The sequence below is a fragment of the Thiocapsa bogorovii genome, from assembly GCF_021228795.1.
Lineage (GTDB): Bacteria > Pseudomonadota > Gammaproteobacteria > Chromatiales > Chromatiaceae > Thiocapsa > Thiocapsa bogorovii.
The window spans coordinates 2,274,221-2,298,213 of record NZ_CP089309.1 but is presented as its reverse complement, the minus strand read 5'-3'; the positions used below and the strand labels follow the sequence as shown (position 1 = coordinate 2,298,213).

The window sequence follows — 23,993 nt, the reverse complement described above, 5'->3', positions numbered from 1 at the left end:
GCGGCCGGCGATACGGGGTCAGCGCGCGCGCTCGATCCCGTGAGCGGCCAGTCGCTTGCGTAGGGTGGCGCGCGTCAGGCCGAGGATCTTCGCGGCGTGGCTCAGGTTGCCGTTGGTGTGGTCCAGAACGGTCTCGAACATCGGGCGCTCGACTTCCTCGAGCACCAGGGCGTAGAGGTTGACCACGTCATGGCCGGCCATGTTCTCGAGATAGAAGCGCAGGGCATCCTGTACGCATTTACTCAGTGGGTCGGTGCGATCCGCCTCCACCACCTGCAGCCCCATCGATGTCGGTTCGGATACACTGTCCAAGGCGACTGAATTCATGCTGCTTGATTCTCCGTTTCGGGGCATTGCTCGAAGAACGCGGCGACCCGCGACAACTGCTCCGCCGGGGTTTCGGTCCCGTTGACGATGTCTCTGAAGATCGCTGCACCCGGTAAGTGACGGCAGTACCAGGAGATGTGTTTGCGCGCGATTCGCACGCCGGCATGGGCGCCGTAAAACCGATACAAGGCATCGAGATGCTCGTGCAGGAGCGCATGGATCCAGTGCCTCGGAGGTTCGACCGGCAGTGTGCCCGAGGTCAGGTAAGCCGTGACGTCGCGGAAGATCCAGGGTCGTCCCCGGGCCGCGCGTCCGATCATGATAGCATCGGCGCCGGTGCAGTCCAGGACCTGTTTCGCCCGTTCGGGGCTCGCGATGTCGCCGTTGGCGATGAGCGGTATCGTCACCGCCGCGCGGACGGCACGGAGCGTGTCGTATTCGGCGGGTACGCCGTAGCTGCAGGCACGCGTACGCCCATGGACGGTCAAGGCGGCGATCCCGGACTCCTGCGCGATCTGCGCAACCCGCACGGCATTGCGGTTCTCGGGCGACCAGCCGGTGCGGATCTTCAAGGTGACCGGGACCGGGACCGCAGCCACCACGGACTCGAGGATACGCCCGACCAGGACCTCGTCGCGCAGCAGTGCAGAGCCCGCCGCGCGTTTGCAGACCTTCTTTGCGGGACAACCCATATTGATGTCGACGATGTCGGCGCCCAGGTCGACGTTGATCCGGGCCGCTTCGGCCATGTCGAGCGGATCCGCGCCGACGATCTGCGCCGACACCGGACCGGCCTCGCCCGCGTAGTCCAGACGCCGCACCGATTTGCGTGTGCCCCAAAGCGCGGTGTTCGACGAGACCATCTCGGCAACCGCGAGCCCCGCACCCATTCGCCGACAAAGCGCACGGAAGGGTCGATCGCTCACCCCGGCCATCGGGGCAAGGATGAGATTGTTTTCGAAGCGGTGGGGGCCGATGGCGAATGAGCGATTCATGGACGGACTCGATACAGTAGGCGCGATTGAACCAATCATGTTTCGAAACGAGCCTGACTCGCCCGCCTGGCCACGTCGCCGATCGGAGCGGTCGGGTCGACATGGAGGATCGGGCGGACATTCGAGAGCGCAGTCTACCGATCCCTGAGCCGGAGCCGGCGGACTGCGCTACGCTTGTCCGCTCTACCGGCGCGTCCCGCAGATGAGCGCCCAATCCTCGCGCAGGCGTGTCGGTGCGAGCTCGATCCGCTCGCCATAGGCCGCGCGGATTGTCTCGACCTGCTCGGCAAGCACGCCCGAGACGGCCAGCGCGCCGCCCGGTCGCAGCGACTCGACAAGCCGAGGGGCCAGCGAGATCAGCGGCCCGGCGAGGATGTTGGCGATGGTCACATCGACCTTCAGCTCGGGCACCTCATCCGGCCCGTAGATCGCGAGTCGGTCGGCGACCCCGTTGGCAAGGGCGTTGTCCCGCGTCGCCTCCAGTGCTTGAGGGTCATGATCGACGGCGATCGCCTGTGCAGCCCCAAGTTGCAGCGCCGCGATCGCGAGGATCCCCGAGCCGCAGCCGTAATCCAGAACCGTTTTGCCGTCGAGCGCGGTACCGTCGAGCCACTCCAAACAGAGCGCGGTGGTCGGATGATGCCCGGTCCCGAAGGCCAGCCCCGGATCCAGCGCGACGACCACGGCCTCGGCGACGGACTCCGGATCATCCGGATCCTGCCCGTGCGGACAGACCCAAAGACGCCGACCGAAGCGGGTCGGCTTGAAGGTGTCGAGCCAGACCCGCTCCCAGACCTGATCCTCGATCCGCTCGACGCGAGGCCCACAAGCACCGCCGGAGCGCGGCTCACGCACCAGTTGATCGACCAAACGGCCGACCAGTGCCTCGCTCTCGGGGTCCGCATCGAACAGGGCTGAAATCTTGACCTGCGACCAGAGTGGCGTCTCGCCCGGGCCCGGCTCGAGCTGGGGTTCGTCGGCGGCATCGGCGAGCGTTACGGAGAGTGCGCCGCCGTCTTCCAGGACGGCGGCGATTTCCTCCGCGTCCGGTTTCGGCACCTCGATCGAAAGCTGCAGCCAACCCATTTAAATCGCGTCCGGCACAATATGCGCAGTGTTCATGCGGTCTCGATCTCGCAGCGGTTCGTAAGCGCCGGAGTCGACGCGATTTAAGAGATAGAAAGATCGGATTGATTGTGTTGCGCGAGGGCCGCGGCGAGTCCGATCCAGCCCCGAGTGCCTACCTGCCTCGAAGCCGGTCCGAGTCATGCGTTAGTCTTAACGTCCTGAACCGCGTCGCGCCGAGTCATCCAATCGCGCCGACATCGACGCCCTCTCGAACGTTGCATGTCGCTCGAAACGCGGTTCAGCATCACATGCCGAGCTTCTTTTCCAGATAATGGATATTCGCCCCGCCGGCCAGAAACGCCCCGTCCCTGAGAATCGACCGCTGCAGCTTGATATTGGTGTTGATGCCGTCGATCACCGTCTCGCGCAGCGCATTACACATCCGCGCAATCGCAGCCTCGCGGTCCTCGCCGTGGGTGATCAGCTTGCCGATCATGGAGTCGTAGTAGCGCGGTACGGTGTAGCCGGTATAGATGTGCGTTTCGAGTCGCACGCCGGGGCCGCCGGGGGCATGGAATTCGGTGATCTTGCCGGGGCTCGGCATGAAGGTCTCGGAGTCCTCGGCGTTGAGTCGGCACTCCACGGCATGCCCGCGGATCACGATGTCGTCCTGCGTGTAGCGCAGCGGCTCGCCGGCGGCGATCAGGATCTGCTCTTTGACGATGTCCACGCCCGTGATCATCTCGGTAACCGGGTGCTCGACCTGCACGCGCGTGTTCATCTCGATGAAATAGAAGCAGCCGTCCTCGAAGAGGAATTCGAAGGTGCCGGCGCCGCGATAACCGATGGTGCGGCAGGCCTCCGCACAGCGCTCGCCGATCTCGCGGCGTTGTGCTTCGGTGATGCCCGGCGCGGGTGCCTCTTCGACGACCTTCTGGTGGCGGCGCTGCATGGAGCAGTCGCGCTCGCCGAGATGGATAGCGTTGCCGTGCTGGTCCGAGAGTACCTGGAACTCGATGTGACGCGGGTTCTCCAGGTACTTCTCCATGTAGACCATGTCGTTGTTGAAGGCTGCGGCGGCCTCCGCCTTGGTCAGGGAGATGGCGTTCAGCAAGGTCGCCTCGGAGTGGACGACACGCATGCCGCGACCGCCCCCGCCGCCGGATGCCTTGATGATCACCGGGTAGCCGATCTGACGGGCGATCTCCAGCGTGCGTTTCTTGTTGTCGTCGAGCGGGCCATCGGAGCCGGGCACGCAGGGTACGCCGGCCTTGTTCATGGCGGCGATCGCCGAGACCTTGTCGCCCATCAGGCGGATGGTTTCGGGGCGCGGGCCGATGAAGATGAAGCCGGAGCGTTCGACCCGCTCGGCGAAATCGGCGTTCTCGGACAGGAAGCCGTAGCCGGGGTGGATGGCGACCGTGTCGGTGACCTCGGCTGCGCTGATGATCGCCGGCACGTTGAGATAGCTGTGCAGCGAGGCGGCAGGGCCGATGCAGACCGACTCGTCGGCCAAGAGGACGTGCTTGAGGTCGCGGTCCGCTTCGGAATGCACCGCGACCGTCTTGATGCCCAGCTCGCGACAGGCGCGCAGGATCCGGAGCGCGATCTCGCCCCGGTTGGCGATCAGGACCTTCTCGATCATTGCTGGCATGGTGGCGATGTCTTTGCTGAGGGAGGCGCGGCGAATCGGGGCGGCGCTCGACGACGGGGACGCTAGCCTCCGCCCTTATTCGATGACGAACAGCGGCTGGTTGTATTCGACCGGCTGACCGTTCTCGACCAGGATACGTCTGATGGTGCCGCCTTGCTCGCACTCGATCTGGTTGAGGATCTTCATCGCCTCGATGATGCAGAGCGTCTCGCCGGCCTTCACGCTTTGGCCTTCCTCGACGAACGGCTTGGAACCCGGAGAGGGGGCGCGGTAAAAGGTGCCGACCATCGGCGAGCGCACGACCTCTCCCTCCATCTCCTCGACATCATCTTCATCGCCCGCCTTTGCGGCCGGCACCGCAGCCGGCGCGGCGCCGATGCCCATCGGCATTGCTTGAGGCATATACATCGGCATCGCGCTGCTGCCGTGTCGGCTGATGCGGACCGATTCCTCGCCCTCGTGGATCTCGATCTCCGCGACGTCGGATTGCTCCAACAGCTCGATCAGCTTCTTTACCTTGCGGATATCCATGGTCAGTGGTTCTCGTTGGAAAGGTCCGGCGCGAGCCGACCGGCCGCGGCGCGCAATGCTGAAAAGTAGCCCTCGGCCCCGAGCCCGCTGATCACCCCGACGGCGATGTCGGAGAAATAGGAATGGGCCCGAAACGGCTCGCGGGCATGCACGTTGGAGAGGTGCACCTCGATGAAGGGAATCCCGACCCCGAGCAGCGCATCGCGCAGGGCGACGCTCGTGTGGGTAAAGGCAGCCGGATTCAGGATGATGAAGCGAACCCCGTCGTGCGCCGCACGATGGACCGCCTCGATCAGGACATGCTCGGCGTTGCTCTGGATGCATTCCAGCGTGAAGCCTTCAGCACGTGCCGCATCCTCCAAGCCCTGGTGGATCTCCGCCAGCGTGGCGCGGCCGTAGTACTCCGGCTCGCGGGTTCCGAGCAGGTTGAGGTTCGGTCCGTTCAGGACCAGGATCGCGGCCATCCGGTCAATATGCTCCAACTCATCCGAGTCTCAGTGTACCCGCCGATCTGTTTTGGATCGGCAGCAAATCGGCGCGAATTGTGCGGATTTTACGCGATGTTGTCCAGCTAAGACGCGTCCTCGTCGGATTCCGCGGAGCCTTCGGCATCGACTAAGGCGCCAAGCTCGGCCTTGAGCTCGGCGGCCGTGACCTCGCCGGTGCGGCTGAAGACACGGCGCCCGCGGCGGTCGAAGATCACCGTGAAGGGCAGCCCTTCGACCCGGTTTCCGAGTCGCTTCGAGAGGGCGACAGCCTCCGGGTTGGCTACCAAGATTGGGTAGTTGACCGGGTATTGGGCGACGAATGCCTCGACGTCTTCGGGGCGGTCCACGGCGATGCCCACCACCTGCACGCCGGCCTCGCCGAGTGCCTCCTGCGTTTCGATAAAGAGCGGCATCTCGCGAACGCAGGGCGGGCACCAGCTTGCCCAATAGTTGATGACCACGACCTTACCGGCCCAGGCCTCGCTGCTGACCTTCGAACCGGCAAGGTCAGTCAGGCCGAAGTCAGGCAAGGTTTGTAGGGGCGCTGATTGGCGGGCCGGCAATCCCGAATCGGGCTTCGGCGCTCCGATCCAGCGTTGGCCGACAATGGCGACCCCGACGCTGATTCCGCCCGCAAGCAAAATGACCATCCCCACGCGAATCGCGCTCATGGCGCGGCCCGGCGCAGGTGCTCGACGAAGTCATCGGCGGGTTTGAAGCCGACCAAGCGATAGTTTTTGAGCTCTTGTCCCGCGGGGTCGAAGTACAGGATGGCGGGTGGTCCAATAATGCCGAAGTGCTTCATCAGGGCCTGATCATCCGCGTCGTTGGCCGTGACGTCTGCCTTAAGCAGGACGAAGCGGTCCATCTCCGCGATCACGGCAGGATCGCTGAAGGTGTAGCGCTCCAGCTCCTTGCAGGTCACGCACCAGTCTGCATAGAAGTCCAGCATGACCGGTTTGCCGAGCGCGCCCGCCTTGGCGACCTCGCGATCGAGGTCCTCGAGCGTCTTTACCGGGGTAAAGACCGCCTCGGCTGCGGCGCCACCGCTGCCGCCCACGGCCAGCCCGCGCAGCGGTTGGATCGTATCCTTGCCGCCGGCCGCGGCGCCGAGCAGCATGAGTGCGCCGTAGATGAGCAGAAAGACGCCGAGTCCCTTCCAAAGCTTGCTCCACCCGGTTGCCCCCTGCGGCAGTTGGGTCAATGCGCCCATGTAGACCGCCGAGCAGATCAGCAGCAGCCCCCACAGCAGCATTGCGACGGCCGCCGGCAGGATCCGTTCGAGCATGAAGATGGCGACGCCGAGCAGGGCGACGCCGAATACCGCCTTGACCGCATCCATCCAACCGCCGGCGCGCGGCAACAGCTTGCCGGCCGAGGTGCCGATGGCGATCAGGGGCGCACCCATCCCCATACTCAGGGCGAACAGGGCGATACCGCCGAGCACCGCGTCCCCGGTCTGGCTGATGTAGATGAGTGCCCCGAAGAGCGGCGGGGCGACGCAGGGTCCGACGATCAGTGCCGAGAGCAGGCCCATGATGGCCACGCCCAGCAAGGTGCCGCCCTCCTGCTTGTTGCTGATTTCGGCGAGCTTAGACTGGAAGCTGGACGGCAGTTGCAGGTCGTAGAAGCCGAACATGGACAGCGCAAGCAGCACGAAGATCAACGCGAAGGAGGTCAGAACCCACGGGTTCTGGAAGGCTGCCTGTAGATTCGCGCCGAAGAGCCCCGCCAGCACGCCGACCACCGTGTAGGTCAAGGCCATGGCCAGGACATAGACCAGCGACAGGGTAAAAGCCTTGCGTGTGGTGATGTTCGGGCCTTGTCCGGCAATAATGCCCGAGAGGATCGGGATCATCGGGAAGACACAGGGCGTGAAGGCGAGCAAGAGGCCGAATCCGAAGAAGGCCGCGATCACCACCCAGACGCCGCTGTTGGCGAGAACAGAGGCGATCCGGTCCTGCTCCGAGACCGTGTCGTCCGCGACCGACGGCGCACTTTCCGGTGTCGCGCCGGCCGTCGTGGCCGCGGCTGCCGCTGTTGGCAGAGCCGCCGTCACCAGCGCCTCCGGCAGGCTCAGTGCGACCTTCTGTGTCTGTGGCGGATAGCAGATGCCGATCTCGGCGCAGCCTTGGTATTTGGCGACTAGGGTCACCTCGGTCGGCTCGGTCGACCCACGCAGCAGGGGCAGGCTCAGATCGACCCGATCGTGATAGACCTCGACATCGCCGACGCTGCCGTCGGGAAGGATGGAGTCCTTCTTGATGTCGCCGGCGGGCCGCTCGAACGGCCCGATGGCGACCTCGCTCCCGTCCTCGAGCGCCAGCTCGAGCATATGGCTGTAGAGATAAGTTCCCTCGGCAACATCCCAGGTCAACTGGAGCCGGTCCGGTCCGGCGACCTCCGCCGAGAAGCGGAACGCCTCCTCGGCAGGGAGGATATCGTCATCCGCGCCCAAGCCGAGCGACTGGCCTAACCCCGCCAAAGCCTTCGGCGATTGCTCGCCCTGAATCGGTGACGGAGTCTCGGCGGCGGGCGCGGTCTCGGCTGCGATAGGCGTTGCGGCAACCATTTCCGGCAGCTCGAGCAGCAGGCGCTGGCGGTGCGGCGGGTAGCAGAGTCCGGCATCGGCGCAGCCCTGCGAGGTCGCCTCGAGGGTCAGGAAGTTGCCGGCTCCCGTCGAGCGCGTGACCGGGACCCGGATCTCGACGCTGTCGCGATAGACCTGGACCTTACCGAAGAATTCGTCCTCCTTGGTCTTTCCGTCGGGCATTTGCGGGCCCCCGGTCGAGATCCCGACGGTTTCCGTCTGGAACCCGAACTTACTCTGATACATGTAATAGCCGTCGGCGATCTCCCAGCGCACCCGAACGGCGTCCGGGCCGTCGGCCTCACCCGAAATGCGGAAGGCCTGATCCGGCATCAGGAATTCGTCCTCCCCCGACGCGAGCGGCGACGCTCCGGCGACGAGCAGCCAGGTCAACGCGGCGGCCAAGAATCGTACCGCGGCAGATGTCCCGCGCGACGGCCGTTGTCCCGGGGCCTGCTGTTCGGTGGCGATGTCGTCGATGGCGGCGTGGCGCTGCTCGACGGCGGCCCCGATTCCGGGGCTCAGTCGTTGTGGTCGGTGCATGTCGTTACCCAGCTCAGATAGTCGGGGAGTCCCTCGGTGACGGGGACCGCGATGATTTCCGGAATCTCGTAGGGATGCAATGCGCGCAGGCGCTCGGTCAATGCGCCGACGCGCTCGGTCGTGGTCTTGATCAGGAGCAAGACCTCGGGATCGCGTTGGATCTGACCCTCCCAGCGATAAATCGAGGTGATGCCCGGCAGCAGATTGGCGCAGGCGGCAAGGCGCTCGTCGACCAATGCCTCGGCGATGCGTCCGGCCGAGGTATCGTCGGGGCAGGTGCAGAAGATCAGGCGGTGGTCTGCCGTCATGCGGTGGTTCGGCGGCGTTTCATAAGGGTTGGGGTTCCACTATCCTGCAACGGGTCAACCTTCTTCTACCACAATGTTTGTCGGTTTAAGGGATCTCGGCCGACCGAGCGCGGACCGACCGACCACTTCGGGAGACCATTATCGTGCCTTTTTTGCTTCTGCTGGTCATCGGAATTCCGATGATCGAGATCTACGTCATGATCCGGGTCGGGTCCGAAATCGGGGCGTTTCCGACGATCGCCCTGGCCATCCTCACCGCCGTCGTCGGGATCTGGCTGGTTCGCCACCAAGGTTTCGGCTTGCTCATGCGCGTGCGCGAGATGACCGATCGCGGCGAGGTCCCGGCATTGGAGGTCTTGGATGGCGCGCTGCTCCTCGTTGCCGGACTCTTTCTGCTCCTTCCCGGCTTTCTGACCGATACGATCGGGTTTTTGTTGCTCGTCCCGCCCCTGCGGCATTGGATCGTCGGGCGCTACGTTCGGGTCATCCCGGTCCGACCCGGTGCGCCCCCCGGAGCCGAAGAGGGGCCGAGGGTCATCGAAGGCGACTACCGTCGCGAAGATTGAGGCAGGTCGAACCCTCCGACGCTTGACAGACGAGGATAAGGCTCTACTATTAGCACTCGTTTGAGATGAGTGCTAACAGAGCGGGCCGAAACGGACTGCTCACCCGCACTCCGAACCCGTCAACCGCACGAGGAGACCACCACATGAATATTCGTCCCCTGCACGACCGCGTCGTTGTCCGTCGCATGGAAGAAGAGCGCACGACCGCCGGCGGCATCGTGATCCCGGACTCCGCCACCGAGAAGCCGATTCAGGGCGAGATTATCGCCGTCGGCAAGGGCAAGATCCTCGACAACGGCGAGAGCCGCCCGCTGGATGTGAAAGTCGGTGACCGCGTCCTGTTCGGCAAGTATTCCGGCACCGAGGTGAAGCTCGACGGCAAAGAGTTTCTGGTGATGCGCGAAGAAGACATCATGGGCGTCATCGAGGGCTGATGCCGAGCGCTTCCCTCCGGGAAGCCCGCATCCACGCCACCCGTGAGCCCCGCGAGCGAGCCGCGCCGGCTCGACACGCGTCCCCGACAGCATCGAAATTCAAAGAAACGAATTAAGGATCAACACTATGAGTGCAAAAGACGTCAAGTTCGGCGGTGAAGCCCGTGCCCGCATGATGGAGGGTGTCAACATCCTCGCCAACGCCGTGAAGGTGACGCTGGGTCCCAAGGGGCGCAACGTTGTCCTCGAGAAGTCCTTCGGTGCCCCGACCGTCACCAAGGACGGCGTGTCCGTCGCCAAGGAAATCGAGCTGAGCGACAAGTTCGAGAACATGGGCGCTCAGATGGTGAAGGAAGTCGCTTCCCACACCTCCGACATCGCCGGCGACGGCACCACCACCGCGACGGTTCTGGCGCAAGCCATGGTCCGTGAAGGTCTCAAGGCCGTTGCTGCCGGCATGAACCCGATGGACCTGAAGCGCGGCATGGACAAGGCCGTCGAAGCGGCCGTGGAAGAGCTCAAGAACCTCTCCAAGCCCTGCACCGAGTCCAAGGCGATCGCCCAGGTCGGCACCATCTCGGCCAACTCGGACGAGTCGATCGGCCAGATCATCGCCGAGGCGATGGAGAAGGTCGGCAAGGAAGGCGTCATCACCGTCGAGGACGGCACCTCCCTGCACAACGAGCTGGATGTCGTCGAAGGGATGCAGTTCGACCGCGGCTACCTCTCGCCCTACTTCATCAACAACCAGCAGAGCCAGAGCGCCGAGCTGGAAGACCCCTTCATCCTCCTGCACGACAAGAAGATCTCCAATATCCGCGAGCTTCTGCCGGTGCTCGAAGCGGTCGCCAAGGCCGGCCGTCCGCTGCTGATCATCGCCGAGGACGTCGAAGGCGAGGCGCTGGCCACCCTGGTGGTCAACACCCTGCGCGGCATCGTGAAGGTCTGCGCCGTCAAGGCCCCGGGCTTCGGTGATCGTCGCAAGGCCATGCTGCAGGACATCGCCATCCTCACCGGTGCGACCGTGATCTCCGAAGAGGTCGGTCTGGCGCTCGAGAAGGCGACCCTTAACGATCTGGGTACCGCCAAGCGCGTGCAGGTCGGCAAGGACGAGACCACCCTCATCGACGGTGCCGGCTCCGAAATGGACATCAAGGCGCGCTGCGAGCAGATCCGCGCCCAGGTCGAGGAGACCAGCTCCGACTACGACCGCGAGAAGCTCCAAGAACGTCTGGCCAAGCTGGCCGGCGGTGTGGCCGTCATCAAGGTCGGTGCCGCCACCGAGATGGAGATGAAGGAGAAGAAGGCGCGTGTCGAAGACGCGCTGCATGCCACCCGTGCGGCGGTCGAGGAAGGCATCGTCCCCGGCGGCGGTGTTGCGCTGGTCCGTGCCCAGACCGCGGTCAAGGGCCTGAGCGGTGCGAACCACGACCAGGACGTCGGGATCACCATCGCGCGTCGCGCCATGGAAGAGCCGCTGCGGCAGATCGTCGCCAACGCCGGCTGCGAGCCGTCCGTCATCCTGCACAAGGTCGTCGAAGGCTCGGGTAACTTCGGCTACAACGCCGCCAACGGCGAATACGGCGACATGGTCGACATGGGCATCCTGGATCCCACCAAGGTCACCCGCTCGGCGCTTCAAAACGCCGCGTCGGTCGCCGGTCTCATGATCACCACTGAGGCCATGGTCGCCGAAGAGCCGAAGGACGACGCCCCGATGCCGGGCGGCGGCGGTATGGGCGGCATGGGCGACATGGGCGGCATGGGCATGATGTAAGCCCGTCCGTCTGCGTCCAGTTGCAGAAAAAACCCCGCCCGATCGATGATCGGGCGGGGTTTTTTGTTGTCTCTCCGCTGTAGCAATGCCCTTGAGCGAGTTGATCGTTTCTCGCCTCGGTGAACACGTAGATTAAGGCCGAACGGGGTACTAGCTGCTCGCCCTTCGATTTTCGGCCAGACCGATCCTCGGGTGGCCGGCATCGGCCGGCAACTGACAAGATCCGATATCTCAGGGCTGCCGAACTTGCGCGCCGGTATCCCGAGCGCCAATCCGTCAGCTTAAATCGGTGCATCGACGAGCGTCGGTACGCCTGTCGCCATCGCGATCGGCATCCCGCTCTATATCGGTTTGGCCCAAGCGGTATGCGGGGTCTAAATCCCGCCGGCCGGGCCCGCGGCTTGCGGTCCCGGGGATGTCTCGTCGCCTCGGGGCGAGGCATCATGAGGTCGGGCTTTTCGACAAGACAACGCCGGCAGACGGCGAGAGGTAATGCATCATGGCGCAGAAAGCGCCAAAGTTTGCGCTCATCACTGAGAAGGTTCTACTTAAGGACATCACCAAGATTATCTGCGCGGCCGGGGCGACGGGCTACGCGGTGACCGCAGCCGGCGGCAGGGACGCCGCGCGCAAGGACCACGGCGGCGTCCCGCGCGATGCATCGACTTTTCTTGGGTATCCCGGCGCTCGATACGTTGGATCCGCGCTGGTATCGAGCGCATGCGTGCCGCATCCCTCTACTGCCTACCGGCTCTCCACGCGATCAACCTAGCCATACGGCGCCATCGAGCGACCGTCGGCAGCGAGGCAACGATGCAGGACGTGAAGAATATCCTCTATTTCGCCGACGGCGACTTCGGCCCGAACTCGACCTTGATGCGGGCGATCGATCTGGCCCGGCAGAATCAAGCCCGTCTGACGCTGATCGACGTCACGCCGGAATCCGGCTTGGCGGCGGATCTGATCAAGCGCTACGGTCTGGCCGACGAGGTACAGCAGAGCGAGCAACGCGACGCCGCCCTGACCCGACTCGCGTCGGAGTGGGCCGGCGACCTGCTTCCGCATGTGCGCACGCCGATCGGCAACCCCTTCGTCGAGGTCATTCGCGCGGTCCTGCAAAACGATTACGACCTCTTGATCAAACCGGTTCGGCCGCGTACGGGCGTAGGAGCTGGCCTGTTCGGAAGCGTCGATATGCACCTGCTGCGAAAATGCCCCTGCCCGGTGTGGATCCACCGCGAGTCCAAAGAGCGCGGTGCCGAGGCTGGTCCGACCTACCGCTCGATCCTCGCTGCGGTCGATCCGGTGGCTATCGATGCCCGGCCTCTGAATCAGGCGATCATGGAGCAGGCGACCGCTCTCGCGAGACGTGATGGTGCCCAACTCAATGTGGTGCACGCGTGGCAGTTCACGGCCGCCGAGGAGTGGCCGGGTGCTTCGGCTGCCGGCGCGGGCAGCGGGTTTGCCGATGCGTTGAGGCATATCGAGCGTCATCATGCCGAGGCACTCGGCGCCTTGGTCGCCGATTACGGTCTCGGTATTGGCGACGGCCGGGTCCATTTCGCCAAGGGTCATGCGGCGGAACAGGTGTTGGCGCACGCCGACGCATTGAGCAGTGACCTGATCGTGATGGGGACGATCGGTCGCCCCCGGGAGGCCGGGGTGTTTATCGGCACGACTGCGGAAGATGTGCTGCAAGGCTCGCGAATCGCCGTGTTGGCGATCAAGCCGCAGGGTTTCGTATCCCCGGTGACCCTAATCTGATCGGCTGCGCGTCACCTTGCAGCCGACCGGGCGGCCTTGATGAGCGATCAAGTGGCCCTACCGAGCTTGTCTGCTCCGCACCGAGGCGTCGGTGTTCTCGGGGTGTACCGCTTCCGGTTCGTCTTCGTCCGGGGCCGAGGGCAGGGTGATCCGAAACACCGTGCCTGCGCCATCGGTGTCGCGCAGCTCCAACCGGCCTCCCAGACTGTCGACGATGCTCAACGATTTCGGTAACCCGAGTCCAGTCCCCTTGCCCGGCGGCTCGGTGCTGAAGAAGGGATCGAAGATTGCCGTCTTCAGATCCGCGGGAACGCCTGGACCCGAGTCGGCGATTTCGACCCGGACCAGCCCGGGCAGGTCTCCGCCGCGGATCTCGATCTCGCGGCGTAGGGACCCGGAGAACGCGTCACGGGCGTTGATCAGCAGTTGGAAGCGTTCCTCGCTCAACTTGAGTGCCTCGACCGTGGCGTGACGATCGCTCAGATCGGTCAGGGTCGGGAGCGCGACATCGAGCCGGCCCTCCGGGTCGCGCTCGCAAGCGACGGTCAGGTGGGTCGGAACAACGCGGCCGTCTTTTCGGATGAATCGCTTGTCGAGCTCGTAGGACTCGATCTCGCCGTCGAGCGAACTGGGAGACATCCGCCTGAAGGTCGTCGGGGTGGGTCAGGTCGGCCCAGGTGACTTGCTTGAGCTCCTCCGCGCTGTATCCGAGCATCTCGCAAAAGTGGGGATTGACGTGCAGCCAACCCTTCTGAGGGGATGTCAGCGCAAAGCCCAGATTGGCGCGCGCGAAATAGACGCGGTACAGCTTGGTCAGTGGTGACGGCTCAGGCCGGTCGGCGCCGCTCATCCTTCTTCCTCAGCTCGACTCGGCCGAAATGCCGAAATGACCGCAGATGTCGAGACGGATCTCATCCGGCGGGCAACGTCGCGCGCTGTTGATACCCGCCTCCCCGTCGATCGCGTTCCCGACATGAATTCTCATTCCCGCCAACGCAAGGTCGAAGGCGTCACGCAGCTCTGATCGTTGTCGATCGCCAGCACGCTCTTCAGCATCCGCTCCCGAGGGCTCTGTCTCGCCTCGGCTCAAGGCACCGGCGACGCTCTCCGCCACAGTATAGGTCGCGCGGTTTGTCTTCACCCAGCCGTTCGGATTGATCCGCCCGCCCCGCCTATGAAGCCCGTCTCTGCGGCCTGGCGCGGCACAGTTGGGCTGGATTCCTCGGCGAGACCCAGGCCGGGAGGCGACCGCCCCATGAACGCGCGGTTGCCGATCACCGTGTAGAGCGGTGCGGATTGGATCAGACGCCCGCCGCGATGGCGGGTCTTGCCACCCGCGGCGCCCTCGATGAATGGCCCGAGCGCTTGTCAGGAGCAACCCGGATAGGATAAACCACGAGAGAAAGGACGAGGGTCCGAAGACGCGCACGGGGTCTGTGCTCAGACACACTCGGAGGCATCGCTCTTCGGCTCATGATCTTGTCGTTCTCATTCACTAGCGTTCTTGGCACCAACACCAAGCCTCTTGCGGTATGGGTCGTTTGTCGGATTGGTTTGGCCGCGCCGGCTCCGACAACTCTCGGCGCTCGAGCCGTTGAAGGTAGGAATCGATGTTCAATCTTTAGCCCGCGTCCCCACAAAGATCGGAAAAATCCTTGAGCCTGATACGAGATGAAAACGATGCACTGCACTCCGGACGCGGTTTCAATCCAACGATGCCCATGATGTCTCGGTGACACCGGATGATCCGCTCCGCCGCCCCGACATCGCGCCTCTTGATCCTGCCCTTCGCGGTTCTCTCGATCGTCTATCTCCTTCTGGCGGTCGGGACGATGCTTTGGCTCGATGCCCCGGCGACCGCGACAGATGGGACCATTGGGTCGACCAAGGCGGCGCTGCTGCTCGCGTTCTCGGTCGGCGCATGCGTCATTCTGATCGCGTTCGCGATCGCACGCGTTGCGGTTCGGGAGAGCCGTCGCGCGGAGGGACATGTTCAAGAGATCTATCGGCGTGCCTCTCTGACCGAGATCGCCGCCGAGCTTGTCCACGACCTGCGCAACCCGCTCATGGCGCTGCGTGCCAACGCCAAGGCCCTGCTCGTGTCGCCGGATCAGGTTGCGGAGATCGCGGCCGAGCTCGATCGGGACATCGTCGCCCTGAACCAAAAGCTCTCCGGCTTTCTGGATCTGACCCGGCACCGAGACGAGCATTACGGGCCTGCGGATCTCGATGCCTTGATCCGGGATGCGGCTCGGCTGGCCGAGCCGGTTGTCAGGCGCCATGGTCTGGAGATCGAGCTGGCGATCGGCGAGGGCCTTCCGCGTCCCGCGCTGCAGAGCGGTGCGATTCGCGATGCCCTGTTGAATCTGCTCGTCAATGCGGCCCAGAGCGGCCAGGGATCCGGGGTCATCCGGGTCGAGGCCGCGGCGATCCGCGAGGGTCTGAGGATTCGGGTCGAGGACCGCGGGTGCGGCATCGAGCCGGATGACCTGGCACAGGTCTTCGTGCCCTTCTTTACGACTAAGGTCGATGGGACCGGACTCGGGCTTTCCATCGTGCGGCGCATCGTCGAGGCGCACCACGGCCGAATCCGGATCGAGAATCGGGCCGAAGGCGGGGTGCGGGTGACCTTGATTCTTCCGTTGGAGCAACCGGAGATCCCCGGATGGTGGAAGCCTCGAACGATCGACTCCCGGATCTGAGTGGTCTCTCGCTGCTTGTCGTGGACGATGACCCCGCCATCGTGCGCGGTCTGCAGCGTGTGCTCGCCGGACTCGGTGCCCGCGTGACGGGGGTCGGGAGTCTGCGCGAGGCGCGGCGAGTCCTGGCCGAAACCACACCCGATGCTCTGCTGGTGGATCTGCGTCTGAAGGACGGGATCGGGCTCGACCTCTTGCCGGAGTATCTTGCGCACGGTCCGGACGCGGCCTTCTACGTCATTACGGGTCACGGCAGCGTGACCAATGCGGTCGAAGCGCTTAAGCAGGGTGCTCGACACTACTTCGAGAAGCCCGCCGATCCGCTGGAGTTGGCGGTGCGCCTCGAGGCCGACTTAGCCGGCAAGCGGGCGCGGGACGACCTGGCCGAGCGGCTTTCCCCGTATCTGTGGTTTCGCGATCCGGTGATGGTCCTCGCCTTGATGGAGCTTCCGCGCTTTGCCTTGAGCGCCGAGCCCGTGCTCATCGAGGGTCGCACAGGCACGGGCAAGGAGCTCGTGGCGCGTGCGCTCCATGGGTTAGGCCCGCGTGCGCAAGGCCCATTTGTCGCGGTCAACTGCGGGGCCATTCCGGAGACCATGCTCGAGGCCGAGCTGTTCGGACACGAGAAGGGCGCCTTCACGGGCGCGGCGCGTCTGCACCGCGGTCGGTTCGAGCAGGCCCATGAGGGGACGCTCTTCCTCGACGAGATCGGCGAGATGTCCTCTGCGTCCCAGGTCAGTCTGCTGCGGGTGCTGGAGACGGGGGCCGTCCAGCGTCTCGGCGGGGAGCGCGACACCGCTGTCGATGTCCGCGTGGTCGCGGCGACCCATCGTCCGCTCGAGGAACGGGTCGAGTCCGGACTGTTCCGTCAGGATCTGCTGTATCGACTCAATGTCCTGCCGCTGCGCCTTCCGACACTGCGCGAGCGTCCGAAGGACATCGGTCTGCTGGCCGAGCGATTTCTCGCCAACGGACTGCGCGATATGGGTTGGAGTGGGGCTGCACCCAAGCTGGATCGGGAGGCTCTGGCGTTGCTCGAGCGTTACCCCTGGCCGGGCAACGTCCGTGAGCTCCGCAACCTGATGGCCCGCCTCGCCGTGCGGCTCCCGCCGGGCGTGCGCGAGATCGGCCCGAAGCTGCTCCAACCCGTGCTTCCACGCTCCGCCGTCGAATCCCTTCCGCCCGGCGACGGGGTGTTCGTTCCCAAGGGGACCCGACTCGCGGATGCCGAGTGGCTCTTGATCGAAGCGGCCCTCATGGACAGCGGGCACAACCGAGCGCGTGCCGCCAAGGCCCTCGGCATCGGCGAGCGGACCCTGCGCCGCAAACTCAACGGAGGGTGACTCTGCCTCCATGTCATCGCCATCGTTGTTGCTTGCTGTGGTCTGATCTCGATGCGCCGGCTGGTTGTCCGCCCCGGCCATTCTGGCCGGCCTTGTGGCCCCTGAACCGGTCAGACTGACCGCTCTCCCGGCTCGCGAGCCGTCCGATATCCCTTAAAAACAAACGTCTGTTGACTGGCGTGCCAAATGCATCGGATCCATCGAGTGATTGGTGCGACTGCGGCGATACCGTCGCGTGTCGCGTCTTCAACCCCGAAACATCGAGAGGAGGCATGTCATGTGGGGGTATCTCAGAGGCTTCGATACGGACCTGTTCAATCAACTCGAGCGGATGCGCGATGAGATGGACGCCGCCTTCGGCGCCCGGTCGGGGATGTCGGGGATCCGCTCTGTTGCGGCGGGAACCTTCCCCGCGATCAACATCGGGGCATCACCGAGTCGGGTTGATGTCTATGTGTTTGCGGCAGGCGTCGATCCGAAGGGTCTCGACATCTCGCTCCAGCAGAACCTGTTGACACTCTCCGGCGAGCGCAAGGCGACGCTGCCGGACGATGTCCAGCTCTACCGGAATGAGCGGTTCGACGGCGCCTTTCGGCGCGTGATTACGTTGCCCGAAGACGTCGATCCGGAAAAGGTTCAGGCCAATTATCGCGACGGCGTGCTGCAAGTGACCATCGAGCGACGCGAAGAGGTCAAGCCGCGCCGCATCGAGGTCAAATAGGCCGCACCGGCCCTGCTTGCACCGGTCCCGGGCACAACACTGACTGTGGCCGCACCGCAAACGAAACGAAATCAGCGAGGACTTTCACCATGAGCGAGAACACAGGTATGCAGGCACGAGAGCAGAGCGAGATGCAGGCCGCGCGTGCCGAAGAGGCGGCGTTGCTGCCGCCGGTGGACATCTACGAAGACGCCGCCGGGATCACCTTGGTGGCCGATCTGCCGGGCGTTTCGCGCGAGCGGCTCTCCGTCCAGGTGGATAAGGACACCCTTTTGATCGAGGGCGAGGCGGCGATCGAGATGCCAAGCGAGATGGAGGCCCTCTATGCCGACCTGCGCACCACCCGGTTCCGCCGCAGCTTCACGCTGAGCCGAGAGCTCCAGGCAGACCAAATCGATGCGCAGATGCAGGGCGGCGTTCTGACCCTGAAGGTGCCGAAACGCGCCGAGCTTCAACCCCGTAAGATCCAAGTCAACGTGGGTTGAGGGGACGAAGCGAGAGGCGCCGCAGCCACGGCCGCTGCGCGCCCGACGATCCCTAAGATCCCGGCGCCCGAGACCGATGTCCGGTCCATGCGGCGGATACCGGAAGGGTTCGTGCGCCGGGGTCCTGATTTGCGGAGGGCAGCATGTCGACACTTCAACAGATTGGACAGGACATCACACGGGCGTGGGACCATGTCCGCGACGGCTGGGAGCGACTCTACGATCAAGCCGCCGGGGCGGTGACCCGCTTCACGCACAAGGGTGCGAGACCGATCCGCGAGCGCGGGGGGCGGAGCCTCGACCTGTGGAGCGGCTTCCGGGCTCCGGCGTGGGGCACGACCCTTCCGAGCGGCGGTTGGGGCGTCCTGGCTGCAGAGGTCTCGGATGACGAGGACAAGATCGTCGTGCGTCTCGAGGCCCCCGGCATGGACAAGGACGACTTCGAACTTCAGGTGATGGACGGCTACCTGGTTGTCCGCGGCGAGAAGCGGGTCGAGCGCGAAGAGTCCAAAGGCCGTTACCACGTCACCGAATGCGCCTACGGCCACTTCGAGCGCGCCATCCCCTTACCCGACGAGGTCGAGAGCGGCAAGGCCAAGGCGAGCTACAAGCACGGCGTCCTGCGTGTCGAGCTTCCGAAGGACAAATCAAGGCGGCGAGAGCCGATCAAGGTGACCGTGCACTAAACCGCCTCCGGGTTGAAAAGCGTCCGACGTCGTCCATCTCTTGTTCTCCGAACACGACGGAGAAACCGATGCGACGAGCTGGTTGTCCCGGCCATGCCCCGCTGGCCGACGCCCCGACTCGGTCGGTCGGCCTTGCGCGTTTGGCGTCGTTTGTCCCGCATGCCGCGAACTACGCCCGCGAGCGCAATCGGGCCGTCCCGCCTCACGATCGGGTCTCGCGGCTCTCGCCTTACCTGCGGCACCGTCTGATCCTGGAGCGCGAGGCGGTCGCCGCGGTTCTGGATGCCCATCCCCGGGAGTCGGTCGACACCTTCGTTTCCGAGGTGCTGTGGCGGACTTATTGGAAAGGCTGGCTCGAGCTTCGCCCGCACGTCTGGGATCGTTATCTCGACCAGCTCCGGCGCGACCGCGACGGACTCGCGGGGGCGTCGTCGATCCGCTATGCCGAGGCGATCGCCGGCCGGAGTGGGATGGCCTGCTTCGATGCCTGGGCGCGGGAGCTCATCGAGACGGGTTACCTGCACAACCACGCCCGAATGTGGTTCGCGAGTATCTGGATCTTCACCCTACGTCTGCCCTGGACGCTCGGTGCCGCCTTCTTCCTGCGTCACCTCCTGGACGGTGATCCAGCCTCCAATACCCTCTCTTGGCGCTGGGTCGCGGGGTTGCACACGCGGGGCAAGCACTACCTGGCCCGTGCGGAGAACATCGCCCGCTACACCGATGGGCGCTTCGACCCCAAAGGTGAGCTCGACGAGCAGGCCCCGCCCCTGACCGAACCGCCGCTGGACCTCAAACCCCGTTTGCTCCCGGCGTCGGTCGAGTTGGAGACGGACCTTCCGAGCGGGCTGCTTCTGACGCCGGAGGATCTCGCCCCGGAGGTCTCGCAACTGTCGATGCGGAGGTTTCAAGGCGTCGCCGGAGGCTGGGATGAGACGCTCGGGAAGGACCTCGACTTCGCTCCTCCGGTCGTCGATTTTTCGCGCGGCGCGATTGGCGATGCCCTCTCACGAGCCGAGGCGCATTTCGCGGTGCTGTCACACGCACTGGACGAGACCGATTGGCTGGCCGCGACCGAGGCATGGGCGCGCGACCTCGCAGTGCGCCGAGTCGTCACGCTCGAAACACCGGTCGGCCGATGGCGGGAGCGGCTCGAGCAGCTCGACGCGCGACTCGCCAACCACGGCATCGCGCTCGTCCGATCTCGCCGGACCTGGGACAGCAGTCTGTGGCCCGGTGCCACCCGCGGATTCTTCCCCTTCCGCGAGCACGCCCGTCGCCAAGCCCATCTCGGTGGTCTCAGGCGCACCGAGCAACCTCAACCCGGATGAAACCCATGCAGCTCGTCTGGTTCAAGCGAGACCTCCGTGTCTACGACCACGCCGCACTCGCGGAGGCCGCGCGGCGCGGCCCAGTTCTGCCGCTCTACGTCGCCGAGCCCGGATATTGGTCTCAACCGGATGCCTCGGGTCGCCACTGGGCCTTCATCGCCGAGTGCCTGGGTGAGCTGCAAAAGGATCTTGCCGCGCTGGGCCAGCCCTTGGTGATCCGAGTCGGAGAGGCCGTCCCGGTCTTGAGCGAGCTGCTGAATCGTCTGCCCATTCAGGCCCTATGGTCGCATGAGGAGACCGGCAACGGCTGGACCTATGCGCGGGACATCGCCGTCGGCGATCTGCTGCGCAGCCGCGGCATCCCCTGGCATGAGCTGCCCCAGAACGGTGTGGTCCGACGCCTCGAAACGCGCAACCGATGGTCGAAGATCCGCGAGCAGCGCCTGCGGACCCCGTTGGAGGCGCCGCCGACACTTCGTCCCTTGGGGGCGCTGTCCGAGATCGGCGGGCTCGGCGCCATTCCGAACAGCCAAGATCTCGGGATCGCCGATGATCCCTGTCCGGGGCGCCAACCCGGCGGTCGGCGTGCCGGTGCCGCCACCCTCGACGCCTTCCTGCGTGAGCGCGGCGAAGCCTATCACCTCGAGATGTCGAGCCCTTTGACTGCCTACGACGCCTGTTCGCGCCTGAGCCCCCATCTCGCGTGGGGAACGCTCTCGATCCGCGAGCTGGTCCAAGCGACCCGCCATCGCCGCGAGCAGGTCGCGGCGCTTGCCCGAACCAGCGGGCAACGTGGCACCTGGCCCAAAGCGCTCTCGGCCTTCGAGGGCCGGCTCCACTGGCACTGCCACTTCATGCAGAAGCTGGAGAGCGAGCCCCGCATCGAGCTCGAGAATATGCACCGCGCCTGTGACGGTCTGCGCGATCCGACACCGGATGCGCATCGGCTCGATGCGTGGCGCCAAGGCCGGACCGGCTTCCCCTTCGTCGACGCCTGCATGCGGGCCCTGATCCACACTGGCTGGATCAACTTCCGAATGCGTGCCATGTTGGTGTCCTTCGGCGCGTACCATCTCTGGCTGCACTGGCGCGAGCCCGGCCTGCACCTGGCGCGCGTCTTCACCGACTACGAGCCCGGTATCCACTGGTCCCAGGTCCAGATGCAATCCGGCACCACAGGGATCAACACCCTCCGGATCTACAACCCGGTCAAGCAGTCGCAAGACCAGGACCCCGATGGCCTCTTTATCCGCCGCTGGGTGCCCGAGCTGGCCAACGTCCCGGACGCCCGAATCCACGCACCTTGGAAGATGTGCAGCGACGAGCAAGAGGCCTGCGGATGCCTGATCGGCCGGGACTACCCGGCCCCGATTGTCGACCACGAGGCGGCCGCCCGTGAGGCCCGGCGCCGCATCGGCGCGATCCGTCGTACCCTCGAATCCCGAGCCGAAAGCCGGGCCATCTTCGAGACCCACGGCAGCCGTCGACGCAGCCCCGGCTCGAGCCGGACGCCGACGACCACCAAGGAGACAGACGGCAAGAGAAGACGACTCCCGAGCCCGGAGTCGACCTCATGAGCCACAAGAAGCCCCACCTCCCGACCAAGATCTGCGCGACCTGCGATCGATCATTCACATGGCGCAAACGCTGGGCCGCCTGCTGGGAATCGGTCCGCTATTGCTCTGAGGCGTGCCGCCGTCGCGTGTCGCAGGCGGAGAGAACGAGGACAAAAGACCGTCCGTCGCGGCAGGGCAACGCTCGGCGTTCGCCGAGCGAAGAGGAGTGGAACGATGCGCTCGCAAAGAAGGGGATCACCCCTGACGGGCTGCGCGAGCAACTCAAACGCGGGACTATGATCAAGGCGTTCGTCGAGAACGAGGTAGTTTCGAAGATCGAGATCACCGATGCACAGGCGAAGGCCTTCTACGACGAGCATCCCGAGGCATTCAGCAAACCGGAATCAATGCGGGCCAGCCGCATCCTCATCGGAGTCGATTCAGGTGCCGGCGCCGAGGCCAGTGCCTGAGCGCGATGCGATCGGCCCGCGAGCCGGTGGTCGATCCGCGGGAATTCGGTGTCGGCGTCATCGCGTCGGTCCTGCCCGCGAATCGGGTCGCACCTCCGGAAACAGCTCCTGCCACAAGCCATGCGGACGATGGCTACCGCCGCGACGCGCGATCGAGCGACGGCATCGAACGACCGATGACACCGTCGGATCGGCGTCATCTCCGCTCCCAGCGCGGGGCCTTGTGGCCGGGCTGAAGTGGCGACACAGGTGGGTTGCCGGGCCTCTTCGTATCACCCCGAAACCTCCTTCCACTTCAGGCTGAGCGTTACTCCGGCCAGCCCGGCCAGACCGAGCAGAAGGATCGTGGCCTCTACCGAGACGGTTGCCGCCAATGCGCCGAGCAGCCCGGACACGAGCAATAGTGCGCCGATGACGCTGTTACTGACGGCAACATAGTCGGTGCGCTTGTTGCCGTCGGCCATGTCGACCAGATAGGTTTTGCGCCCGAGCCGCACGCCGGCGTGCGCGATGCCGAGTCCGAAGAAGGCGATCGGGTAGAACCAGATCGCCGCCGTGCTCGGCATTCCGAGCCAGGACCAGAGGGCGACCGCGATCGAGAGGGCTGCAGCCAACCCGCAGGCGGCGGCGAAGACCTGTCGGCTGGAGTGATCCGACCAGCGTCCCCAGACCGGGGAGCTCACCAGGCCGGCGAGGCCTTCCACGGCGATGAAGATGCCGAGCAGCGAGATGGCACCCCCGAGGTCATCACGGGCCAACGCCACGTAGAAGGGCGCCGCGAGCCCGGAGCCCATCGCCAGCGCTCGAGCGATCACGAATCTCCGGAAGGGCTCGTCGTCGCGCATGATCGCGAGCCGGGCGAAGGCCTCGGCCAGCGCGTTGGAGCCGCCCTCGGTGGCGCCGGGGAACTCGACGATGCGGCTGAATGACCAGGCGGCCAGGAACCACAGGAGGGCCGCACCCGCCAGGAGAGCGACATAGAGACCGGTCGACTCGCTCGCGTCCTGCACGGCGCCGAGACCCAAGCCGACACCCATGGCGCCGAGTCCGGCGATGGCGCTGATCCAGCCGGACAGGCGGCCGCGGCGGGTCTTGGGGATGGTCTTGCCCTGCACGTCCTTGTAGGCGACCGAGCAGGCGCCGCGGGCCAGGCTGAAGAGGATCAGCAGTCCAATGACAGTGGCGCCCGCCATCGCCCCTTCGAGCGCGAAGGCGGCCCAGCCGATCGCGGCCAGGCAGAGCCCTTGGACCACACCGCCCCAGACCCATACCCACTTACGGATGGCCTGTCGCCGGACGATCTCGCCGATCAGGATCTGCGGCAGCATGGAGCCGGATTCGCGGATCGGCACCAGCAGGCTGAGCATCCAGGCCGGTGCGCCGAGCTGCAGGAGCAACCAGGGCAGGGTGGTCTTCGCGCTGGCCAGACGGTCGGCGATGTTGCTCAGCGTGTTCGCGATCAGGGTGTAGAGGAAATTGCCCGGTGTCTCGTGACAGGCCTCGGCGCTGATCTCTTTGCACGTTCGTCCCTCGTCGTCCTCGGCGAGGCGCTCGTAGAGACTTTCCAGCCATTCGGGCCGGCGGTTGGGTGTCGTCCGGTTTACTGATATCGGGTCCATGGGCTCCATCGGCTCGGTCGGGATCCAGTTGCGGTACA

Annotated in this window: 26 protein-coding genes; 13 read left to right on the top strand and 13 right to left on the bottom strand. The window is 65.2% G+C overall.

From position 1 onward, the window contains the following. Window positions 1-18: 18 nt before the first annotated feature. The 9 genes from LT988_RS10415 to cutA all read right to left on the bottom strand — a co-directional run bounded on the left by LT988_RS10415 (window position 19) and on the right by cutA (window position 8,504). Window positions 19-327 (bottom strand): helix-turn-helix domain-containing protein, encoded by a 309-nt coding sequence (locus LT988_RS10415; RefSeq protein ID WP_232410076.1) that lies wholly within the window; start codon window positions 325-327, stop codon window positions 19-21. Next, window positions 324-1,322 carry a tRNA dihydrouridine synthase DusB gene (gene dusB / locus LT988_RS10410; RefSeq protein ID WP_232410075.1) on the bottom strand — a complete coding sequence of 333 codons (999 nt, stop codon included), beginning with the start codon at window positions 1,320-1,322 and terminating at the stop codon, window positions 324-326. Before dusB ends, LT988_RS10415 begins: the two co-directional genes overlap by 4 nt. A gap of 183 nt (window positions 1,323-1,505) precedes the next feature. Continuing rightward, the gene (gene prmA / locus LT988_RS10405) at window positions 1,506-2,408 is read right to left on the bottom strand and encodes a 50S ribosomal protein L11 methyltransferase (protein ID WP_232410074.1); all 903 of its coding nucleotides are present in this window, start codon (window positions 2,406-2,408) and stop codon (window positions 1,506-1,508) included. 286 nt (window positions 2,409-2,694) lie between these two features. After that, window positions 2,695-4,035 carry an acetyl-CoA carboxylase biotin carboxylase subunit gene (gene accC / locus LT988_RS10400; protein ID WP_232410562.1) on the bottom strand — a complete coding sequence of 447 codons (1,341 nt, stop codon included), beginning with the start codon at window positions 4,033-4,035 and terminating at the stop codon, window positions 2,695-2,697. Between the two features lie 84 nt (window positions 4,036-4,119). Beyond that, a complete protein-coding gene (gene accB / locus LT988_RS10395) occupies window positions 4,120-4,575 on the bottom strand; it encodes an acetyl-CoA carboxylase biotin carboxyl carrier protein (RefSeq protein ID WP_232410073.1) in 456 nt (151 codons plus the stop codon). Window positions 4,576-4,577: 2 nt separating this feature from the next. Beyond that, window positions 4,578-5,039, bottom strand: coding sequence for a type II 3-dehydroquinate dehydratase (gene aroQ, locus LT988_RS10390; protein ID WP_232410072.1), 462 nt, complete (start codon window positions 5,037-5,039; stop codon window positions 4,578-4,580). Between the two features lie 107 nt (window positions 5,040-5,146). After that, window positions 5,147-5,734 (bottom strand): TlpA family protein disulfide reductase, encoded by a 588-nt coding sequence (locus LT988_RS10385; protein WP_232410071.1) that lies wholly within the window; start codon window positions 5,732-5,734, stop codon window positions 5,147-5,149. Next, window positions 5,731-8,196 carry a protein-disulfide reductase DsbD gene (dsbD, locus tag LT988_RS10380; RefSeq protein ID WP_232410070.1) on the bottom strand — a complete coding sequence of 822 codons (2,466 nt, stop codon included), beginning with the start codon at window positions 8,194-8,196 and terminating at the stop codon, window positions 5,731-5,733. The genes LT988_RS10385 and dsbD overlap by 4 nt, the downstream gene beginning before the upstream one ends. Beyond that, window positions 8,175-8,504 (bottom strand): divalent-cation tolerance protein CutA, encoded by a 330-nt coding sequence (gene cutA, locus LT988_RS10375; RefSeq protein ID WP_232410069.1) that lies wholly within the window; start codon window positions 8,502-8,504, stop codon window positions 8,175-8,177. The genes dsbD and cutA overlap by 22 nt, the downstream gene beginning before the upstream one ends. A gap of 143 nt (window positions 8,505-8,647) precedes the next feature. On the opposite strand from cutA, the gene LT988_RS10370 reads away from it, so the two are divergent. The 5 genes from LT988_RS10370 (at window position 8,648) to LT988_RS10350 (ending at window position 13,045) form a co-directional block, all read left to right on the top strand. Then, a complete protein-coding gene (locus tag LT988_RS10370) occupies window positions 8,648-9,070 on the top strand; it encodes an FxsA family protein (RefSeq protein ID WP_232410068.1) in 423 nt (140 codons plus the stop codon). A gap of 143 nt (window positions 9,071-9,213) precedes the next feature. Then, window positions 9,214-9,504 carry a co-chaperone GroES gene (gene groES, locus LT988_RS10365; protein WP_232410067.1) on the top strand — a complete coding sequence of 97 codons (291 nt, stop codon included), beginning with the start codon at window positions 9,214-9,216 and terminating at the stop codon, window positions 9,502-9,504. Window positions 9,505-9,631: 127 nt separating this feature from the next. Continuing rightward, entirely contained in the window at window positions 9,632-11,281 is a 1,650-nt protein-coding gene (groL, locus tag LT988_RS10360; protein ID WP_232410066.1) for a chaperonin GroEL, read from the top strand. A gap of 499 nt (window positions 11,282-11,780) precedes the next feature. Then, window positions 11,781-12,053, top strand: coding sequence for a hypothetical protein (locus LT988_RS10355; protein WP_232410065.1), 273 nt, complete (start codon window positions 11,781-11,783; stop codon window positions 12,051-12,053). Between the two features lie 41 nt (window positions 12,054-12,094). Further along, window positions 12,095-13,045 carry a universal stress protein gene (locus LT988_RS10350; RefSeq protein WP_232410064.1) on the top strand — a complete coding sequence of 317 codons (951 nt, stop codon included), beginning with the start codon at window positions 12,095-12,097 and terminating at the stop codon, window positions 13,043-13,045. Window positions 13,046-13,102: 57 nt separating this feature from the next. Here the strand turns inward: LT988_RS10350 and LT988_RS10345 are convergent, their stop codons facing one another. From LT988_RS10345 to LT988_RS10340, 3 genes are read right to left on the bottom strand one after another with little or no spacing between them, the layout of a single operon-like run. Beyond that, window positions 13,103-13,492: a sensor histidine kinase gene (locus tag LT988_RS10345; RefSeq protein ID WP_408648067.1), complete on the bottom strand. Its 390-nt coding sequence runs from the start codon at window positions 13,490-13,492 to the stop codon at window positions 13,103-13,105. Then, on the bottom strand, window positions 13,452-13,895 hold the full coding sequence (locus tag LT988_RS25545; protein WP_408648066.1) for a PAS domain S-box protein: 444 nt from the start codon (window positions 13,893-13,895) through the stop codon (window positions 13,452-13,454). The genes LT988_RS10345 and LT988_RS25545 overlap by 41 nt, the downstream gene beginning before the upstream one ends. Before the next feature lie 9 nt (window positions 13,896-13,904). Further along, entirely contained in the window at window positions 13,905-14,186 is a 282-nt protein-coding gene (locus LT988_RS10340) for a hypothetical protein (RefSeq protein ID WP_232410062.1), read from the bottom strand. 601 nt (window positions 14,187-14,787) lie between these two features. Between LT988_RS10340 and LT988_RS10335 the strand changes: the two genes are divergently transcribed. The 8 genes from LT988_RS10335 (at window position 14,788) to LT988_RS10300 (ending at window position 22,336) form a co-directional block, all read left to right on the top strand. Then, window positions 14,788-15,747, top strand: coding sequence for a sensor histidine kinase (locus LT988_RS10335; RefSeq protein ID WP_232410061.1), 960 nt, complete (start codon window positions 14,788-14,790; stop codon window positions 15,745-15,747). Continuing rightward, window positions 15,711-17,087 carry a sigma-54-dependent transcriptional regulator gene (locus tag LT988_RS10330; protein WP_232410060.1) on the top strand — a complete coding sequence of 459 codons (1,377 nt, stop codon included), beginning with the start codon at window positions 15,711-15,713 and terminating at the stop codon, window positions 17,085-17,087. Before LT988_RS10335 ends, LT988_RS10330 begins: the two co-directional genes overlap by 37 nt. A 277-nt stretch (window positions 17,088-17,364) precedes the next feature. After that, window positions 17,365-17,808 (top strand): Hsp20/alpha crystallin family protein, encoded by a 444-nt coding sequence (locus tag LT988_RS10325; RefSeq protein WP_232410059.1) that lies wholly within the window; start codon window positions 17,365-17,367, stop codon window positions 17,806-17,808. 89 nt (window positions 17,809-17,897) lie between these two features. Beyond that, complete coding sequence (locus LT988_RS10320) at window positions 17,898-18,293, top strand: Hsp20/alpha crystallin family protein (RefSeq protein ID WP_232410058.1); 396 nt, start codon at window positions 17,898-17,900, stop codon at window positions 18,291-18,293. 143 nt (window positions 18,294-18,436) lie between these two features. After that, window positions 18,437-18,979, top strand: a complete 543-nt coding sequence (locus tag LT988_RS10315; protein ID WP_232410057.1) for an Hsp20/alpha crystallin family protein — start codon at window positions 18,437-18,439, stop codon at window positions 18,977-18,979. 68 nt (window positions 18,980-19,047) lie between these two features. Further along, a complete protein-coding gene (locus tag LT988_RS10310) occupies window positions 19,048-20,310 on the top strand; it encodes an FAD-binding domain-containing protein (RefSeq protein ID WP_232410056.1) in 1,263 nt (420 codons plus the stop codon). Between the two features lie 5 nt (window positions 20,311-20,315). Further along, window positions 20,316-21,887 (top strand): FAD-binding domain-containing protein, encoded by a 1,572-nt coding sequence (locus LT988_RS10305; protein ID WP_232410055.1) that lies wholly within the window; start codon window positions 20,316-20,318, stop codon window positions 21,885-21,887. Then, window positions 21,884-22,336, top strand: a complete 453-nt coding sequence (locus LT988_RS10300) for a DUF2256 domain-containing protein (protein WP_232410054.1) — start codon at window positions 21,884-21,886, stop codon at window positions 22,334-22,336. The genes LT988_RS10305 and LT988_RS10300 overlap by 4 nt, the downstream gene beginning before the upstream one ends. A gap of 272 nt (window positions 22,337-22,608) precedes the next feature. On the opposite strand, the gene LT988_RS10295 is transcribed toward LT988_RS10300, so the two are convergent. Next, window positions 22,609-23,955, bottom strand: a complete 1,347-nt coding sequence (locus LT988_RS10295) for an MFS transporter (RefSeq protein ID WP_232410053.1) — start codon at window positions 23,953-23,955, stop codon at window positions 22,609-22,611. Between the last annotated feature and the right edge of the window lie 38 nt (window positions 23,956-23,993).

Excerpts from the sequence above, each read along its gene's own strand:
- LT988_RS10415 (WP_232410076.1), bottom strand. The coding sequence starts at position 327 with ATGAATTCAGTCGCCTTGGACAGTGTATCCGAACCGACATCGATGGGG.
- dusB (WP_232410075.1), bottom strand. The coding sequence starts at position 1,322 with ATGAATCGCTCATTCGCCATCGGCCCCCACCGCTTCGAAAACAATCTC.
- prmA (WP_232410074.1), bottom strand. The coding sequence starts at position 2,408 with ATGGGTTGGCTGCAGCTTTCGATCGAGGTGCCGAAACCGGACGCGGAG.
- accC (WP_232410562.1), bottom strand. The coding sequence starts at position 4,035 with ATGATCGAGAAGGTCCTGATCGCCAACCGGGGCGAGATCGCGCTCCGG.
- accB (WP_232410073.1), bottom strand. The coding sequence starts at position 4,575 with ATGGATATCCGCAAGGTAAAGAAGCTGATCGAGCTGTTGGAGCAATCC.
- aroQ (WP_232410072.1), bottom strand. The coding sequence starts at position 5,039 with ATGGCCGCGATCCTGGTCCTGAACGGACCGAACCTCAACCTGCTCGGA.
- LT988_RS10385 (WP_232410071.1), bottom strand. The coding sequence starts at position 5,734 with ATGAGCGCGATTCGCGTGGGGATGGTCATTTTGCTTGCGGGCGGAATC.
- dsbD (WP_232410070.1), bottom strand. The coding sequence starts at position 8,196 with ATGCACCGACCACAACGACTGAGCCCCGGAATCGGGGCCGCCGTCGAG.
- cutA (WP_232410069.1), bottom strand. The coding sequence starts at position 8,504 with ATGACGGCAGACCACCGCCTGATCTTCTGCACCTGCCCCGACGATACC.
- groES (WP_232410067.1), top strand. The coding sequence starts at position 9,214 with ATGAATATTCGTCCCCTGCACGACCGCGTCGTTGTCCGTCGCATGGAA.
- groL (WP_232410066.1), top strand. The coding sequence starts at position 9,632 with ATGAGTGCAAAAGACGTCAAGTTCGGCGGTGAAGCCCGTGCCCGCATG.
- LT988_RS10355 (WP_232410065.1), top strand. The coding sequence starts at position 11,781 with ATGGCGCAGAAAGCGCCAAAGTTTGCGCTCATCACTGAGAAGGTTCTA.
- LT988_RS10350 (WP_232410064.1), top strand. The coding sequence starts at position 12,095 with ATGCAGGACGTGAAGAATATCCTCTATTTCGCCGACGGCGACTTCGGC.
- LT988_RS25545 (WP_408648066.1), bottom strand. The coding sequence starts at position 13,895 with ATGAGCGGCGCCGACCGGCCTGAGCCGTCACCACTGACCAAGCTGTAC.
- LT988_RS10335 (WP_232410061.1), top strand. The coding sequence starts at position 14,788 with ATGATCCGCTCCGCCGCCCCGACATCGCGCCTCTTGATCCTGCCCTTC.
- LT988_RS10330 (WP_232410060.1), top strand. The coding sequence starts at position 15,711 with ATGGTGGAAGCCTCGAACGATCGACTCCCGGATCTGAGTGGTCTCTCG.
- LT988_RS10325 (WP_232410059.1), top strand. The coding sequence starts at position 17,365 with ATGTGGGGGTATCTCAGAGGCTTCGATACGGACCTGTTCAATCAACTC.
- LT988_RS10320 (WP_232410058.1), top strand. The coding sequence starts at position 17,898 with ATGAGCGAGAACACAGGTATGCAGGCACGAGAGCAGAGCGAGATGCAG.
- LT988_RS10315 (WP_232410057.1), top strand. The coding sequence starts at position 18,437 with ATGTCGACACTTCAACAGATTGGACAGGACATCACACGGGCGTGGGAC.
- LT988_RS10310 (WP_232410056.1), top strand. The coding sequence starts at position 19,048 with ATGCGACGAGCTGGTTGTCCCGGCCATGCCCCGCTGGCCGACGCCCCG.
- LT988_RS10305 (WP_232410055.1), top strand. The coding sequence starts at position 20,316 with ATGCAGCTCGTCTGGTTCAAGCGAGACCTCCGTGTCTACGACCACGCC.
- LT988_RS10300 (WP_232410054.1), top strand. The coding sequence starts at position 21,884 with ATGAGCCACAAGAAGCCCCACCTCCCGACCAAGATCTGCGCGACCTGC.
- LT988_RS10295 (WP_232410053.1), bottom strand. The coding sequence starts at position 23,955 with ATGGACCCGATATCAGTAAACCGGACGACACCCAACCGCCGGCCCGAA.